Here is a 14346-nt window from a genome sequence, read left to right on the forward strand (position 1 = left end):
CCCCCGAGGACCCGCCCATGAACTTCTCCCCGTCTCTCGACGTGGCCCACGCAAGCAGCGCGGTCGCCGATCTCGCCGGCGCCGCCCCCACCGCACTCATCGACTTCAACGTCGACGGCCTGCTCAGCAGCTTCTGGGCACTGACCGTCTCCGGGCTGACCTACGGCGCGATCTACGCGCTCGTCGCGGTCGGCTACACGCTCGTCTACGGCGTCCTGCGCCTGATCAACTTCGCCCACTCCGAGGTCTTCATGGTGGGCATGCTCGGGCAGTACGCGATGCTGATGCTGCTGGGCTTCGGCCCGAGCGGGAACGCCTACGACATGGGCATCGCGATGACCGTCGTCTACCTCGGCCTCGCCCTCGTCGGTGGCATGGCCGTCTCCGGAGGCGTCGCCGTCGGCCTCGAGCGCGTCGCCTACCGTCCGCTGCGCAAGCGCGGCGCGACCCCGCTCGTCTTCCTCATCACGGCGATCGGCGCGTCGTTCGTGCTCCAGGAGTTCGTGCACTTCGTCCTGCCGAAGCTCACCGGCGGCTCGCTCGGCGGTGTCAACGCCCAGCAGCCGATCCGCCTCGTGACCCCTGAGACCCAGTTCTCGTTCCTCGGCGCGGACGTCACCAACGTCACGATCATCATCATCGTCGCCGCCCTGCTCCTCGCACTGTCGGCGGACCTCTTCATCAACCGGACGAAGTTCGGGCGCGGCATCCGCGCCGTCGCGCAGGACCCGGTGACCGCGACGCTCATGGGCGTGTCCCGCGAGCGGGTCATCATGCTGACCTTCCTCATCGGCGGCATCCTCGCCGGCGCCGCAGCGCTCCTCTACACGCTGCGCGTCCCCAACGGGATCATCTACTCCGGCGGCTTCATCCTGGGTATCAAGGCGTTCTGCGCCGCCGTCCTCGGCGGGATCGGCAACCTGCGCGGCGCCCTCCTGGGCGGCCTGCTCCTCGGCGTCATGGAGCTCTACGGGCAGACGCTGTTCGGCACGGAGTGGCGCGACGTCGTCGCGTTCGTGCTGCTCATCGTCGTCCTGATGGTCCGGCCGACAGGAATCCTGGGCGAGAAGATGGGGAGGGCCCGCGCATGAACGACACGACGATCAACCTCGGCGTGGGCGACCGCTTCCGCATGTGGTGGGACGCCCTCGCACGGCCCACGCAGTGGGCCATCGGCGCACCAGCCTTCATCCTCGTGGCGCTCCTGCCCGTGCTCCGCCCGCCGGGCATCGCCACGGTCGGCACCGACTTCGGTGGGGTCATGGCGCAGTTCGGCATGTACGCGCTCATCGCGATCGGCCTCAACGTCGTCGTCGGGCAGGCAGGCCTGCTCGACCTCGGCTACATCGGCTTCTACGCGATCGGCGCCTACACCGTCGGTCTCATCACGAGCCCCGCGAGCCCGTGGAACCAGACGGACGACTGGCTGTCGCGCGACTGGGCGTGGCTCGCCGCGCTACCCGTCGCCGTCGCCGTCACGGCGATATCAGGTCTCATCCTCGGATCACCGACGCTGCGCCTGCGCGGCGACTACCTCGCGATCGTCACCCTCGGCTTCGGCGAGATCGTCCGCCTCATGGCGGACAACCTCGGCGAGATTACGAACGGTGGCCGCGGCCTCAACCAGATCGCCTACCCGCTCGTCGGCGTCTCCGAGGACCGTCCCACCGGCGTCTTCTCCGCGGGCAACGTCTCCACGCCGCTCAACTCGGGCACCTGGTGGTTCTGGGTCAGCCTCGTGCTGATCGTCCTGGTGCTGCTGATGGTCGGCAACCTCGAGCGTTCGCGCGTCGGCCGCGCCTGGATCGCGATCCGCGAGGACGAGGACGCCGCCGAGATCATGGGCGTCCCGACGTTCAAGTTCAAGCTCTACGCGTTCATGATCGGCGCAGGCATCGGCGGGCTCTCCGGGGCGCTGTACGCGGGCCAGGTGCAGTTCGTCGTCCCGACGAACTTCAACGTCATCAACTCCGTGCTGTTCCTCTGCGCGGTCGTCCTCGGCGGTCAGGGCAACAAGCTCGGCGTGATCCTCGGGGCGTTCATCATCGTCTACCTGCCGAACTTCTTCCTCGGCCGGGAGAGCCTGTTCGGCATCCCGATCGACGGCAACGAGATCGCGAACTACAAGTACCTGTTCTTCGGGATCGCGCTCATGACGCTGATGATCTTCCGGCCGCAAGGGCTCATCCCGGCCCGGCAGAAGCTCCTCGCGTTCTCGCGTGAGCTCTATGTCGCCGCTCGCAGGTTCGCCCTCGGGCACGACGCCGACGCACGCACCGAGGGAGGGAGGACGCGATGAGGCTGCCACGCTGGCTGCGCTACTTCTCTCCCCGCCGCGGCAGGCTCGTCCCCGGCCCTGAGCTCGGCGCCCGCTCCGGCATCAAGGCAGGCGAGGCCCAGCTCGAGCAGGTCCGCGGGGTCGCCGGCTACCACCAGAGCCAGGCCGACATCCGCGAGGAAGACCTGCCCGACGGCGAGGTCGCCGAGCGCGTCGAGATCGACATCGAGGAGATCGTCCCCGCGCTCGCCGACCCGGACGTCGTCGCGGAGATGATCGCGCCCGAGCGTGCCGTCCGCGCCGAGATCGGGGAGGCGCTGCTCTCGCTGAGCAACGTCACCGTGAAGTTCGGCGGCCTCACCGCGCTCGACGACGTCACGTTCGACATCAAGCGCGGCGAGATCCTCGGGCTCATCGGCCCGAACGGCGCTGGCAAGACGACCGCCTTCAACGCGATGACCGGCGTCTACCGTCCGACGTCGGGCGACGTCGTCCTCGACGGACGTTCCGTCGTCGGGGCGAAGCGCAACGAGATCACCCGTCGCGGCATCGCGCGGACGTTCCAGAACATCCGCCTGTTCTCCGACATGACGGCGCTCGAGAACGTCGCCGTCGGCACGGACGCGCGGCACAAGACGTCCGTCCCGGGCGCCCTGTTCCGCTCGAAGCGCCACCGCTCCGAGGAGCGCGACGCGATCGACCGGGGCATGGCGCTGCTCGAGTTCGTGGGGATCGGTGCGCGCGCGACGCACCAGGCGCGCAACCTTCCCTACGGCGACCAACGCCGCCTGGAGATCGCGCGCGCGCTCGCGACAGAGCCCAAGCTGCTCTGCCTCGACGAGCCCGCCGCGGGCTTCAACCCGGCGGAGAAGGCCGAGCTCATGGGCCTCATCCGCAAGATCCGCGACGACGGCTACACGGTCCTGCTCATCGAGCACGACATGCGCCTGGTGATGGGCGTGTGCGACCGGATCGTCGTGCTCGAGTTCGGCCGCAAGATCGCCGAGGGCACGCCCGCCGAGGTCGCAGCCGACCCGGCGGTCGTGGCCGCCTACCTGGGGGTGCCTGACGATGCCACTTCTTGAGCTGGAGAACGTCTCTGTCGCATACGGGCGCATCGACGCCGTCCGGAACGTGTCGCTGACCGTCGAGGAGGGCGAGCTCGTCACCCTGATCGGTGCGAACGGCGCCGGCAAGACGACGACGATGCGCGCCATCTCCGGGATCCGCCCGCTCGCCGGCGGTGCGGTCCGGTTCAACGGCCAGGACATCACCCGGATGAAGGCGCACGAACGGGTCAAGGCCGGGATCATCCAGGCGCCCGAGGGTCGTGGCGTGTTCCCCGGGATGACCGTCGAGGAGAACCTCGAGATGGGTGCGTTCGCCCGGACCTTCCTCACGAAGGCAGAGCGCGCGAGCACGCTCGACCGCGTGTTCACGCTGTTCCCTCGGCTCGCGGAGCGGCGCAAGCAGCTCGGCGGGACGATGAGCGGCGGCGAGCAGCAGATGGTCGCGATCGGCCGCGCGCTCATGGCCCGGCCGGTGCTGCTGCTGCTCGACGAGCCGTCGATGGGCCTCGCGCCGATGATGATCCAGCAGATCTTCTCGACCGTGTCGCAGATCAACAAGGAGGGCACGACCGTCCTCCTCGTCGAGCAGAACGCCCGCCAGGCCCTCTCCCGCTCCGACCGCGCCTACGTGCTCGAGACGGGCGAGGTCACGCGTGCGGGCGGCGGCCGGGAGCTGCTGAACGACCCGGCGGTGATCGAGGCGTACCTCGGCGTCGCCTGACACGCCACACCGACACGGGAGGCCCCGGACCTACTGGTCCGGGGCCTCCCGTCGCGTGTGCGACCGCGCGCTACGCCGTCGTGCCCTCCCCCGCGACGACGGCGAGCACGCCGTTGCCGAACTTCTCGAGCTTGCTCGCGCCGACGCCGCTGATCTGGCCGAGGTCCGCGAGCGCGGCTGGCCGTGCAACGGCGATCTCGCGGAGCGTCGCGTCGTGGAAGACGACGTACGCGGGCACGCCAGCCTCCTTGGCGGTCGTGGCGCGCCAGGTCCGCAGCCGCTCGAACAGCCCGGCGGCTTCCGCGTCGAGCCCTTCGACGACGCGGGCGCCGCGGCCTCCGCCCGTGCTCCCAGCACTGCGCCGCGAGCGCGCCGGACGGGGCGCCTCGCGGCGCATCGGCACCTCGCGGGCGCCCGACAATATCTCGGCGGACGCGGCGGTGAGCTCGAGCGTCGAGTAGCCGCGTGCGTCGACGGAGAGCAGCCCTTGGGCGAGGAGCTGGCGCACGACGCCGCGCCACTCGCCGTCGGACAGGTCGTCGCCGATGCCGAACGTGCTCAGGGCCGTGTGCCCGAGCTGGGTGACGCGCGGCGTCTCCTTGCCGCGCAGGATGTCGATGACGTGCCCCGCACCGAAGTGCTGGCCGTGCTCGCGCTCGAGCCGGACGACGGTCGACAGGAGCTTCTGCGCGGGCACCGTCCCGTCCCACGTCTCAGGCGGCTGCAGGCACGTGTCGCAGTTCCCGCACGGCGCGGACTCCTGCCCGAAGTAGGCGAGGAGCCGCTGGCGGCGGCAGCCGACCGTCTCGCACAGGGCGAGCATCGCGTCGAGGTGCGCGGAGAGCTGGCGCTTGTGCGCGGCGTCGCCCTCGGACGTGTCGATCATGCGGCGCTGCTGGACGACGTCGGCCAGGCCGTACGCGAGCCAGGCGGTCGACGGCTGCCCGTCGCGGCCAGCGCGGCCGGTCTCCTGGTAGTACCCCTCGACCGACTTGGGCAGGTCGAGGTGCGCGACGAACCGCACGTCGGGCTTGTCGATGCCCATGCCGAACGCGATCGTCGCGACCATGACGAGGCCGTCTTCGCGCAGGAACCGCGACTGGTTCTGTGCGCGCACGGACGCGTCGAGGCCTGCGTGGTACGGGAGCGCAGGGATGCCCTGCGCGCTCAGGTGCTGCGCCGTCTGCTCGACGCTCGCACGCGAGAGGCAGTAGACGATGCCCGCGTCGCCCGCGTGCTCGGTGCGCAGAAGGTCGAGGAGCTGGGCGCGCGGGTTGTCCTTGGGGACGATCCGGTACTGGATGTTGGGCCGGTCGAAGCTCGCGACGAAGTGCCGGGCAGCCGTGAGCTCGAGGCGCTCGGCGATCTCGGTGCGGGTGGCCGACGTCGCGGTCGCGGTGAGCGCGACGCGCGGCACGGCGGGCCAACGCTCGTGCAGCACGGACAGTCCGAGGTAGTCGGGGCGGAAGTCGTGCCCCCACTGGGCGACGCAGTGGGCCTCGTCGATCGCGAACAGCGAGATGCCGGGGCCGTCGTGCGCGGCGGCGAGCAGGTCGAGCATCGAGGGCACGCGGAGCCGCTCGGGCGCGAGGTAGAGCAGGTCCAGCTCCCCGGTCAGGACGGCCTGCTCGACGGCGCGACGCTCGTGCGGCGCCTGCGTCGAGTTGAGGAAGCCGGCGCGCACGCCGAGCGCGGAGAGCGCGTCGACCTGGTCCTGCATGAGGGCGATGAGCGGCGAGACGACGACCCCGACGCCGCGCCGGACGAGCGCGGGCACCTGGTAGCAGAGCGACTTGCCGCCGCCGGTGGGCATGAGCACGAGCGCGTCGTCACCCCGCACGAGCGTGTCGACGACGTCCGCCTGGTCGCCGCGGAACGCGTCGTAGCCGAAGACGCGGCGCAGGACGTCGACCGGGGCCGCGCCCTCGGTCTGGTGCGCGGCTGCGCGGCTCGGGTCGTGGGTCGGGAGACCTGCGGGATGGGCGTCGCTCGTCGCTGCGGTCACCACCTCACTGTAGGTGGGCGGGCTGACGTCGAGGGGTCGACCGGCGTGCGCTGTGGACCTAGGGTCGAAGGATGGGGCACCACGGGGCACGTCGCACGATCCTCGTCACCGGCGCGGCCGGGCCGGCCGGCCGCGCGCTCGGCGTCCAGCTCGGCCGCCGCACCGAGAGCGTCCGCGCCGTCGGCGTCGACCTCGTCCCCACCCCGGTCCCCGGCATGGACGAGGTCCACGCTGCGCCGCCAGCCCGTTCCGCCGAGTACGAGGCACGGACGGTCGCGCTCCTCCGGTCTCTCGAGCCGAGCCTCGTCATCCCCACCGTGTCGGACGAGCTGCCGCGCATGGCGGTCCTCGCCCGGGCTGCGGGCCTCGGCGACCGCGTGGTGATCTCCGCACCAGGGCCGACCGCCGTCGCCGACGACAAGCTGCTGACCATGTGGGCGCTCGACCACGCCGGGGTGACGGTCCCGCGCCACGCCCCGGCAGCCGAGCTCGGCACCGCAGCCGACGCCCTGCGGTGGGCGGGTGGACCGGTCGTCCTCAAGCCGCGCGTGTCGCGCGGCGGGCGGGGCGTGCACGTGGTCACCGACCCGGCCGACGCCGCGTGGCAGCACGCGGACGCGAGCTGGATCGTGCAGGAGCTCGCTCCCGGTGACGAGTACAGCCCGCAGGTGTACCGGTCGCCCGCGACCGGTACGTGCGACGTCGTCGTGCTGCGCAAGACTGCCCTCGAGCACGGCATCGTCGGGAACGCCGCCGACGTCGAGCGGCTCCCCGCGGGGGCCGCCGCCGACGTCGAGGAGCTTGCCGCGCGCACCGTGGAGGTGCTCGGGCTCGTCGGACCGGTCGACATGGACGTCCGTCGTCTCGCAGACGGCACCCCGGTCGTGCTCGAGGTCAACGCGCGCTTCGGCGCGCTCTCGGCCTCCGCGCCCGAGCTGCTCGACGCCGTCCTCGAGTCCTGGCCGAGGTGACGCCGTGTCACCCGTGGTCGCGGTCCTCATGTCGCTCCTCGTGGTGCTCGGTGCGTCGATCCTGCTCATCGGGGTGGTCCGGCTCGCCATGGTCCCTGCCGCGCTCGTGTTCGAGGCGCGCGCTCGCCGAGCGTCCCGCAGGTCCACGGACGACCCGCCGGGCGGTCGACCGCTACCGTCCGTGACGGTCGTCGTCCCCGCCTACAACGAGGGGGTGGTCATCGACGCCTGCTTGCGTTCCATCCTCGCGAGCGACTGCCGCGACATGGAGGTCGTCTGCGTCGACGACGGCTCGACGGACGACACCTATGACCGGATGCGCGCGTTCGCGGCGGCGCACGAGAAGGTCCGCGCGATCCGGCAGGAGAACGCCGGCAAGGGCGCGGCGCTCAACACCGGGATCGCGGCCGCGCGCGGCGACGTTCTCGTGCTCGTCGACGCCGACGGGCTGTTCCGTCCCGACACCGTGAGCGAGCTGTTGCGGGGCTTCCGCGACGCCCGGGTCGGGGCTGTGTGCGGCAACGACCGGCCGGTGAACCTCGACAGCGTCCTGACCCGCCTCCTCGCGCTCGTGAGCCACGTCGGCACGGGACTCATGCGGCGCGCCCTGGACGTCCTCGGCTGCCTGCCGGTCGTGTCCGGCAACGTGGGCGCCTACCGGCGCGACGTCCTCGACCGTGTCGGTCCGTTGCGCACCGACACCCTCGGCGAGGACCTCGAGCTGACGTGGCGCGTGCACCGGGCCGGCTACCAGGTGGCGTTCGCGCCCGACGCGCTCGTGTACGCCGAGTCGCCGTCCACCCTCCGCGGGTTGTGGCGCCAACGTGTCCGCTGGGCCAGGGGCCTGCTCCAGTCGACGGAGATCCACCGCGACATGATCGGCAACCCGCGCTACGGACGCTTCGGCATCTACCTGCTCTACAACACGCTCGCCCAGGTGGTGGGCCCCGTGCTCCAGGTCATGGGGACCGTCGCGCTCGTCGTGGCCGTCCTCGTCGCGGGCCCCGACGTCCTGCCCACCGACGTCGCGGCGTGGCTGTTCTTCCTCGGGCTGCCGCTCTCCCTGCTGCTGCTCCTCCTGTCCCTCTTCCTCGACCGGTCCCTGCGGGACCTGCGACACCTGTGGACGGTCGGGCTCTGGCCGCCCTACTCGGCGCTCATGACCGTCGTGGTCCTGCACGCCTCTCGTCTCGAGCTCACTCACGCGGAGAACCGATGGAACAAGCTGGACCGCTCCGGGACGGTGTCCCTCCCCGGGCTCGGCGACGACCTGTCTGGCTCCTGATGACCGTGGCGGCCGTCGTCGTCACGATCGTGGCAGCCGTGCTCCTCGCGAAACCCTGGGACGGCGGTCGCACCGTGCTGCGCTCCCCCGGGCGCCCGGAGCAGGTGCGCTCCGTGAGCGTCGACCTCTCCGTCGTCACCGACCCAGCGACGGACTGGAGCGCGTTGAGCCACCGGCTCGACGTCGCGGGTGCGAACGCCGTCTTTCTCAACGCGGGCCGGGTCGAGTTCACCGCGTTCGACTGGGCCGCCCACCCCGACGCGGCGGCGTCGCCCGGCACCGACCATCTCGCGCGCGCGGCGCGAGCACTGCGTGACGGGGACGGCTGGGAGCCCCGCGAGATCGGGCTCATCGTCGACGCGTTCGTGCCCGAGTGGATCAAGGCTGATCCGACGATCGCCGGCGTGGCTCCTGACGGCAGGCTCGCCCGCTACCGGGCGTCCGCCTCTCAGCTCGCGCACGGCGAGGTGGGGGAACGGATCATCGATCTGGTCGCGGACCTCGGCGCGCGGTACGAGCCGGACCAGATCGCGATCACCGAGCTGTTCCTCGACCTCTACTCCTTCGGGGACGACGACCTCGCGCTCTTCCGGCAGATGACCGGCCGCACGGACTGGCCGCGTGACGCCGACGGGCTGCCGGACGACAGGTCGCCGATCGTCGGGGCGTGGCGCGCGGAGGTCATCGCCGACCTGCTTCGCCGGGCCCGCGCCGCTCTCGACGAGGTCAACGACGGCCGCGGCGCCGATATCGACCTCGTGATGGAGGCTCGGGTCGACTGGAAGGCGCCGACGGTCGGGCCTCTCGTCGCGGGTCACGACTACGAGACCCTGCTCGACGCGGCCGACCGCCTCGTCCTGTGGACCTATCTCTCCGGTGGTCGGCCGGGCACGGAGGCAGGCGAGCTCGCTCGGGCGCTCGCGGCAGCGGGCTACGACATGTCGCGCTTCACGTTCTCGCTGGGGCTCTGGGACCGCACCGCCGAGGCACCGTCGGGGCGGATCACGACCGAGGTGCTCGAGCAGGCTCTCGACGAGGCTCAGCGCGCGGGCGTGCGGGACCTCGACGTCACGCCCCTGACGCTCATGACGGACGCGGACTGGGCCGCGCTCGCGCGCGTGTGGCGCCCGACGACGCAGTAGCGTTCACGAGGTCGACCGTGGAAGGTCGTGCACGACCACCTCGACCCGGGTTCCCTCACCCGGAGCGCTGTCGATCGTGAGCGTCCCGTCGTGCTCGTCGACGATCGTCTGGACCAGGGACAGGCCGAGCCCCGCGCCCCGCACCCGTCGGCGTCGTGTCGCACGGCTGCGGTAGAAGCGTTCCGTCAGCCGCGCGAGCTCGTCCTTCTCGATGCCCGTGCCCTCGTCGACGACGCGGAGACGCACCGCGCGCCGCCCGTCCTCGGCGTCTGCTCGACGCACCTCGACGGTCACCGTGCCGTCGGCGAAGCTGTACTTGATCGCGTTGCTGACGAGGTTGTCCACGACCTGCGCCATGAGCTGAGGGTCCGACGTCAGGACCGCCGACGACTCCCCCGACATCTCGAGGCGCACGCCCGAGGCTCGCGCGATCGGGCCTTGGCTCAGGAGCGAGCTGCGCACGATCTCGACGACGTCGACCTCCTGGACCGAGAGCGTGGACGAGGCGGCGAGCTGGGCGCTCGTCAGGAGGTCGTCGACGAGGGAACGCAGCCGTGCCGCGTTGCGGCTCATGACGTCGAGGTAGCGGGCCTGCTCCTCGTCGAGCCTCTCCGGATCCATCTGCAGGATGTCCAGGTATCCGATGATCGAGGCGAGCGGTGTGCGGAGCTCGTGGCTGATGAGCCCGATGAACTCGTCCTGGCGCCGTTGCTCGTCGCGCCGTGCAGAGACGTCCGTGGCGACGACGAGGTACCCCGCCGCCCCCGCGCCCCCGGACCCCGACGAGGGACGAGCCGTGACGACGAGCTCAAGATAGGTCGTCGTTCCGTCGGGGAGGTTCGCACGCCACTCCTCGACGTGCGTGCCCCCGTGCGCTGCCCGGCCGACGAGCCGGGCGACGCCGTCCGGACCGGCCGCCGCGCCTGCGTCGGCATCGTCGCCGACGAGCGCGGTGATGCTGCTGCCGACCAGCGTGTCGGCCGGACGCGCGAGGATCCGTTCGGCCCCGCTGCTCGCCGCGACGACGACACCTGCCGCGTCCGTCGCGACGATGGCCTGCTCGGTCGCAGCCTCGAGGATGCTGCGGAGGTCGTCCCGCGACCGGCGCAGCGCACGCGCCTGCTCGGCGATCTCGTCACGAGCGTGCGCGAGGTCGTCCGCCTGCTTCCGGGCGGCTCGCACCACGACGTGCGCCCCCAGGACCATGGGCGCAATGACGAGGAAGGTGACGATCGCATGGAGCCCGGGCCGGTACCGGCCGATGTCCACGACGACGGGGGTGAGGAGGACGACGGCGCACGCCACGAGCGCGACGACGGCGCCGAGCTGCTCGGCTCGGAGGGCGAGCATGCTGAGCGGCAGGACGAGCAGGATGTCGAACTGGGCGTACGTCTGGCTCGCGGCTGCGTCGAGGACCGTGATCGCGGCGACCTGGGCGAGCGGCAGTATCACGCGCCAGCGGTACGGCCACCTGTGCCACGGGCACAGGTTCGCTGCGAGCTGGGCTGCCACGACGAGCGCAGCCGACACGAGGAGGAGCGCCCGGTCGGCCCGGACGACCGTGGACCAGACGATCACCAGCACGACAGCCATGACCACGGTCGACGGCATCTGCCGGAGCGCGACGGCGTCGCGTGCGAGCCAGCGCGCGGCGTGGTCGTCGGGCCGCACGGTCGTCGAGGACGTCGCACTCCCCGCCCCCGGGTTCGTGCCGGTCATCAGCGGTCCGAGCCGTGCGCCGGTCCGATCCGCTGGCTCTCGTCTGCGGCGCTCTCGTGGACGGTCGTCCTGCTGGCGACGGTCTCGCTCGCGCGGACCGTCTCGAGCGGCTCGACCTCGCGTGCGGGGCTGAAACGGGACCAGTAGCGTGCGGTCGCCCGCACCAGGTCGGGCTCCATGTAGTCGCGGTGCGACTGCGAACGGAACGCGGCGAGCATCGTCAGCTTGGTCTCGACGAAGCCGCTGACGTCGACGAACCGGTTGGGGGCGAACAGCACCGTCGACGACGGGCTCTGGAAGCACCACACGTTCGGGACCTGCCGCGCGGCGATCTGGACCGCTTCGTGGGTGGCGCGGTGGTCCTGGTGGCGGTCGTGCGCGCCGTGAGTGTAGACGCGGTCGGGCTCGACCTCGGCGATGACCTGCTCGATCGCGGTGATGATCCCGTCGGCGGGGACGAGCTGCGTGTCGGGGAAGTCGAGGTGGACGAGGCGGGCGCCGACGACGTCGGCGGCGGCCTGGGCCTCGGCGTGACGCTGGTCGGTCTCTCCGCCGACGGCTCCTCCGGAGAGCGTGAGGATCGTCAGCTCGTCACCGGCTGCGGCGTGTGCTGCGAGCGTCGCGCCGACCCCGATCTCGACGTCGTCAGGGTGGGCGCCGACTGCGAGGACGCGCTTGCGGGGCGCGTCCCTGCGCTTCCGGGTCCGTTGCGCGAGGGCGACGGCGCGGCTGACGAGATCGGCTGCGGTGACCGGCTTGACCAGGAAGTCGTCGACGTCCTGGCGGAGGGCTCCCACGGCGTTGTCGAACGTCGGGTAGGCGGTGACGACCAGGACCGCGAGCGACGGGTCGATGCGACGGACCTCGGGGAGGATGTCGAGGCCCGAGCGGCCAGGTAGCTGGATGTCGGTCACGAGGATGTCGTAGGGCGCGTCGTCCGCCAGGCGCGCGAGCGCCTCGTCGGCGGTGGAGGCGACGTCGACGGTCATCGACCCGAGCCGTTCGAGGGCGATGCGCATGAACGTCGCGGCGTCGGGGTCGTCTTCCAGGACAAGAGTGCGGATCGGCTGGTCCGTCATGGCAGCTCCATCGATGGTCTGGACTTCCATCGTAAGGAGGTCGGGCATTCGCGACCTCTCGAACCCTGGGCTGCTCGCACGGATCCTCGCCGAGCGACACGACACTTGCTCCGGCTCAGGGTGCGGCACCAGGATGTGCGCAGGCGAGCTCAGGGGGACGGGTGCACGACGGCGACACCGACGAGGGTGACCGCACGCGACGGGACGACGGCGGACGGGTCCCGCTCGACCTGTGGGCCGGCGTCGCTCGGCGCCCGCTGCCGCGGACGGCCCCACCACCGCCACCGCCTCCCCCGTCGGTGGCCGCCGCACCGCCACCCGCCGACCACCCGGTCCCGGTCACGTCCGCGATGGGCCCGGCCCTCGACGTCGCACGCGACGCCTCTCCCGCCCCGGCTGCCGCGCGCGGCCGGCGGCGGCGTCGACTCCTGCTCAGGGTGGGCGTCCTTGTCGTCGTGCTCGGCCTCGCGGCGGCGATCGTGGCGCCCAACCTGATGGACGATCCTGGGGAGCCGCGCCTCGCGCGCCCGACGACCCCGTCCAAGGTCGACCCGACCGCGCTGCTTCCCGACCTCGTCTTCGGCGAGGACCACGCAGCCGACGTGCCCCTCCCCGAGCCGCTCAGCGCAGCCCCCCAGGCACCCACGGGGACGGACGAGCGTTGGCGCCTGACTGCCGAGGACATCGCCGGCATCTGGGCGCAGGCCGCCCCGGACGAGGAGGGGGCGGAGACGCCGCTGCTCGTCACGGCAAGCCACGCGACGGCGGGAGCCGCACACGAGCCGAACGTGTCCGGCGTCGTGCCCGTGGTGCTCACGGGCATCCGCCCGTCGGAGACATGGCAGCCGCGCCGCCTCCTCGCGGCGCTCGACGCCGCGGACGGTGCGGTCCTGTGGACGTGGGCGTTCGACACGTCGTCGTTCAGCCCGTGCCAGGTCGTCGGGCGAGGCGCGAGCATCGTGTGCACGGTGATGCCGAGCGACCCGGCCTCGGCGACGACCGAGGTCACGGTCCTCGCTGCGCGCACCGGAGCGCAGGTGGCCGCGTTCACGACCGTGGGATGCAGTCCCATGGCTTTCGTCCAGCACGGCACCGGCCTGTACTGGGCGGGGATCGGGACGGACGGCGCTGACGTGTGCGTCGGCGGCGGGGCGGAGAGCTTTGCCACGCTGACCGGCGGCGGGATGCCCGACTCCTTCACCGAGATGCTCACCCTGACCGCGACAGGACCTCTCGTTAGGTCACCGGGCGCGTCCCTCATGCTCACCGAGGCCGGGTGGCGCGGCTATCGCGGATGGGTCGAGCCAGGACCTGACGGGCTGATCGTGCGCCAGATCACGGCCAGCGACGGAACCGGGGAGTACGACGAGGGCAGACCGCCGGCCCTGACGACCATCGTGTGCGACCTCGACGGCACCACCGTCGTGCGAGCATCAGGTCCTGCCTGGCGACGCCTCGACCTCGTGCCCGGGGGCACGGCCGATCCCCGGCTGGCCGAGCTGGTCGGGATCGGGGGCGACGCGTACGACACGTCGGGCGAGCGCCGCCTCTCGCTGCAGACCGGCGACCCGACGCCGTACACGGTGAACGGCTACGCGCCCGCGCCGACCGTCACGGGGTCGGGCGTCCTCGCGTACGTCACCATCGACGACTTCCTGGGCAGGGACACGACCGAGCGGTGGACGTCCGACCAAGTGGTCGGTGGTGAGCCGGGCGAGCGGCACGAGACGGCCCGCATGCTCGTCGCAGAGGTGGACGGCGTGATCGTCTCCCTCGACGGTGAGGGTGAACGGATCGAGGAGACCTCGTTCGCCGAGCTCGACTACTCGCAGCGGGACGTCGTCCTCGAGAAGGACGGGCGTACCTCGCGTCACAGCATCTCGGTCCTGTACGGCATGAGGCCGTCGGACGCCGAGCCGAGCATGGACGGGGGCATGTACACGATGCTCAGCGGCGGCTCGTCGCCCGTCGCCCTGGTCGGGGAGCTCGTCGTGGCGTCGGACGACGGCGGGCTCGTCGCCCTGGGCTGACCCCTGTACGCAGGTCAGCGCCCGCTGAGGGCACGCACGGTGTTCG

11 protein-coding genes are annotated in these 14346 nt (G+C 71.8%); 8 read left to right on the plus strand and 3 right to left on the minus strand.

The window, feature by feature from the left end:
- The first annotated feature begins 17 nt into the window (after positions 1-17).
- The 4 genes from HF995_RS03255 (at position 18) to HF995_RS03270 (ending at position 4069) form a co-directional block, all read left to right on the plus strand.
- Positions 18-1091, plus strand: a complete 1074-nt coding sequence (locus HF995_RS03255) for a branched-chain amino acid ABC transporter permease (protein ID WP_168446343.1) — start codon at positions 18-20, stop codon at positions 1089-1091.
- Positions 1088-2299, plus strand: coding sequence for a branched-chain amino acid ABC transporter permease (locus tag HF995_RS03260; protein WP_168446344.1), 1212 nt, complete (start codon positions 1088-1090; stop codon positions 2297-2299). The genes HF995_RS03255 and HF995_RS03260 overlap by 4 nt, the downstream gene beginning before the upstream one ends.
- A 251-nt stretch (positions 2300-2550) precedes the next feature.
- Entirely contained in the window at positions 2551-3363 is an 813-nt protein-coding gene (locus HF995_RS03265; protein ID WP_286189292.1) for an ABC transporter ATP-binding protein, read from the plus strand.
- Positions 3350-4069 carry an ABC transporter ATP-binding protein gene (locus tag HF995_RS03270; protein WP_168446346.1) on the plus strand — a complete coding sequence of 240 codons (720 nt, stop codon included), beginning with the start codon at positions 3350-3352 and terminating at the stop codon, positions 4067-4069. Before HF995_RS03265 ends, HF995_RS03270 begins: the two co-directional genes overlap by 14 nt.
- A 70-nt stretch (positions 4070-4139) precedes the next feature.
- Here the strand turns inward: HF995_RS03270 and recQ are convergent, their stop codons facing one another.
- A complete protein-coding gene (gene recQ / locus HF995_RS03275; protein WP_168446347.1) occupies positions 4140-6074 on the minus strand; it encodes a DNA helicase RecQ in 1935 nt (644 codons plus the stop codon).
- A 71-nt stretch (positions 6075-6145) separates the two neighbouring features.
- On the opposite strand from recQ, the gene HF995_RS03280 reads away from it, so the two are divergent.
- Genes HF995_RS03280 through HF995_RS03290 form a run of 3 tightly spaced genes read left to right on the plus strand, consistent with a single transcriptional unit; the run spans position 6146 to position 9472 of the window.
- A complete protein-coding gene (locus HF995_RS03280; protein WP_168446348.1) occupies positions 6146-7045 on the plus strand; it encodes an ATP-grasp domain-containing protein in 900 nt (299 codons plus the stop codon).
- Between the two features lie 4 nt (positions 7046-7049).
- Positions 7050-8330, plus strand: a complete 1281-nt coding sequence (locus HF995_RS03285) for a glycosyltransferase family 2 protein (protein WP_350308710.1) — start codon at positions 7050-7052, stop codon at positions 8328-8330.
- Positions 8330-9472 (plus strand): alpha-amylase family protein, encoded by a 1143-nt coding sequence (locus tag HF995_RS03290; protein WP_168446349.1) that lies wholly within the window; start codon positions 8330-8332, stop codon positions 9470-9472. The genes HF995_RS03285 and HF995_RS03290 overlap by 1 nt, the downstream gene beginning before the upstream one ends.
- Positions 9473-9475: 3 nt before the next feature.
- On the opposite strand, the gene HF995_RS03295 is transcribed toward HF995_RS03290, so the two are convergent.
- Both HF995_RS03295 and HF995_RS03300 read right to left on the minus strand, forming a co-directional pair.
- Positions 9476-11191, minus strand: coding sequence for a sensor histidine kinase (locus HF995_RS03295; protein ID WP_168446350.1), 1716 nt, complete (start codon positions 11189-11191; stop codon positions 9476-9478).
- Positions 11191-12270 carry a PIG-L family deacetylase gene (locus HF995_RS03300; protein WP_168446351.1) on the minus strand — a complete coding sequence of 360 codons (1080 nt, stop codon included), beginning with the start codon at positions 12268-12270 and terminating at the stop codon, positions 11191-11193. Before HF995_RS03300 ends, HF995_RS03295 begins: the two co-directional genes overlap by 1 nt.
- A 161-nt stretch (positions 12271-12431) precedes the next feature.
- On the opposite strand from HF995_RS03300, the gene HF995_RS03305 reads away from it, so the two are divergent.
- The gene (locus HF995_RS03305) at positions 12432-14300 is read left to right on the plus strand and encodes a hypothetical protein (RefSeq protein ID WP_168446352.1); all 1869 of its coding nucleotides are present in this window, start codon (positions 12432-12434) and stop codon (positions 14298-14300) included.
- Positions 14301-14346: the final 46 nt, after the last annotated feature.

Origin of the sequence: Sanguibacter hominis ATCC BAA-789 (assembly GCF_012396185.1) — a bacterium.
Lineage (GTDB): Bacteria > Actinomycetota > Actinomycetes > Actinomycetales > Cellulomonadaceae > Flavimobilis > Flavimobilis hominis.

Coding starts and splice junctions, on each gene's coding strand:
- HF995_RS03290 (WP_168446349.1), top strand. CDS start 8,330: ATGACCGTGGCGGCCGTCGTCGTCACGATCGTGGCAGCCGTGCTCCTC.
- HF995_RS03280 (WP_168446348.1), top strand. CDS start 6,146: ATGGGGCACCACGGGGCACGTCGCACGATCCTCGTCACCGGCGCGGCC.
- HF995_RS03255 (WP_168446343.1), top strand. CDS start 18: ATGAACTTCTCCCCGTCTCTCGACGTGGCCCACGCAAGCAGCGCGGTC.
- HF995_RS03295 (WP_168446350.1), bottom strand. CDS start 11,191: ATGACCGGCACGAACCCGGGGGCGGGGAGTGCGACGTCCTCGACGACC.
- HF995_RS03265 (WP_286189292.1), top strand. CDS start 2,551: ATGATCGCGCCCGAGCGTGCCGTCCGCGCCGAGATCGGGGAGGCGCTG.
- HF995_RS03260 (WP_168446344.1), top strand. CDS start 1,088: ATGAACGACACGACGATCAACCTCGGCGTGGGCGACCGCTTCCGCATG.
- HF995_RS03270 (WP_168446346.1), top strand. CDS start 3,350: ATGCCACTTCTTGAGCTGGAGAACGTCTCTGTCGCATACGGGCGCATC.
- HF995_RS03300 (WP_168446351.1), bottom strand. CDS start 12,270: ATGACGGACCAGCCGATCCGCACTCTTGTCCTGGAAGACGACCCCGAC.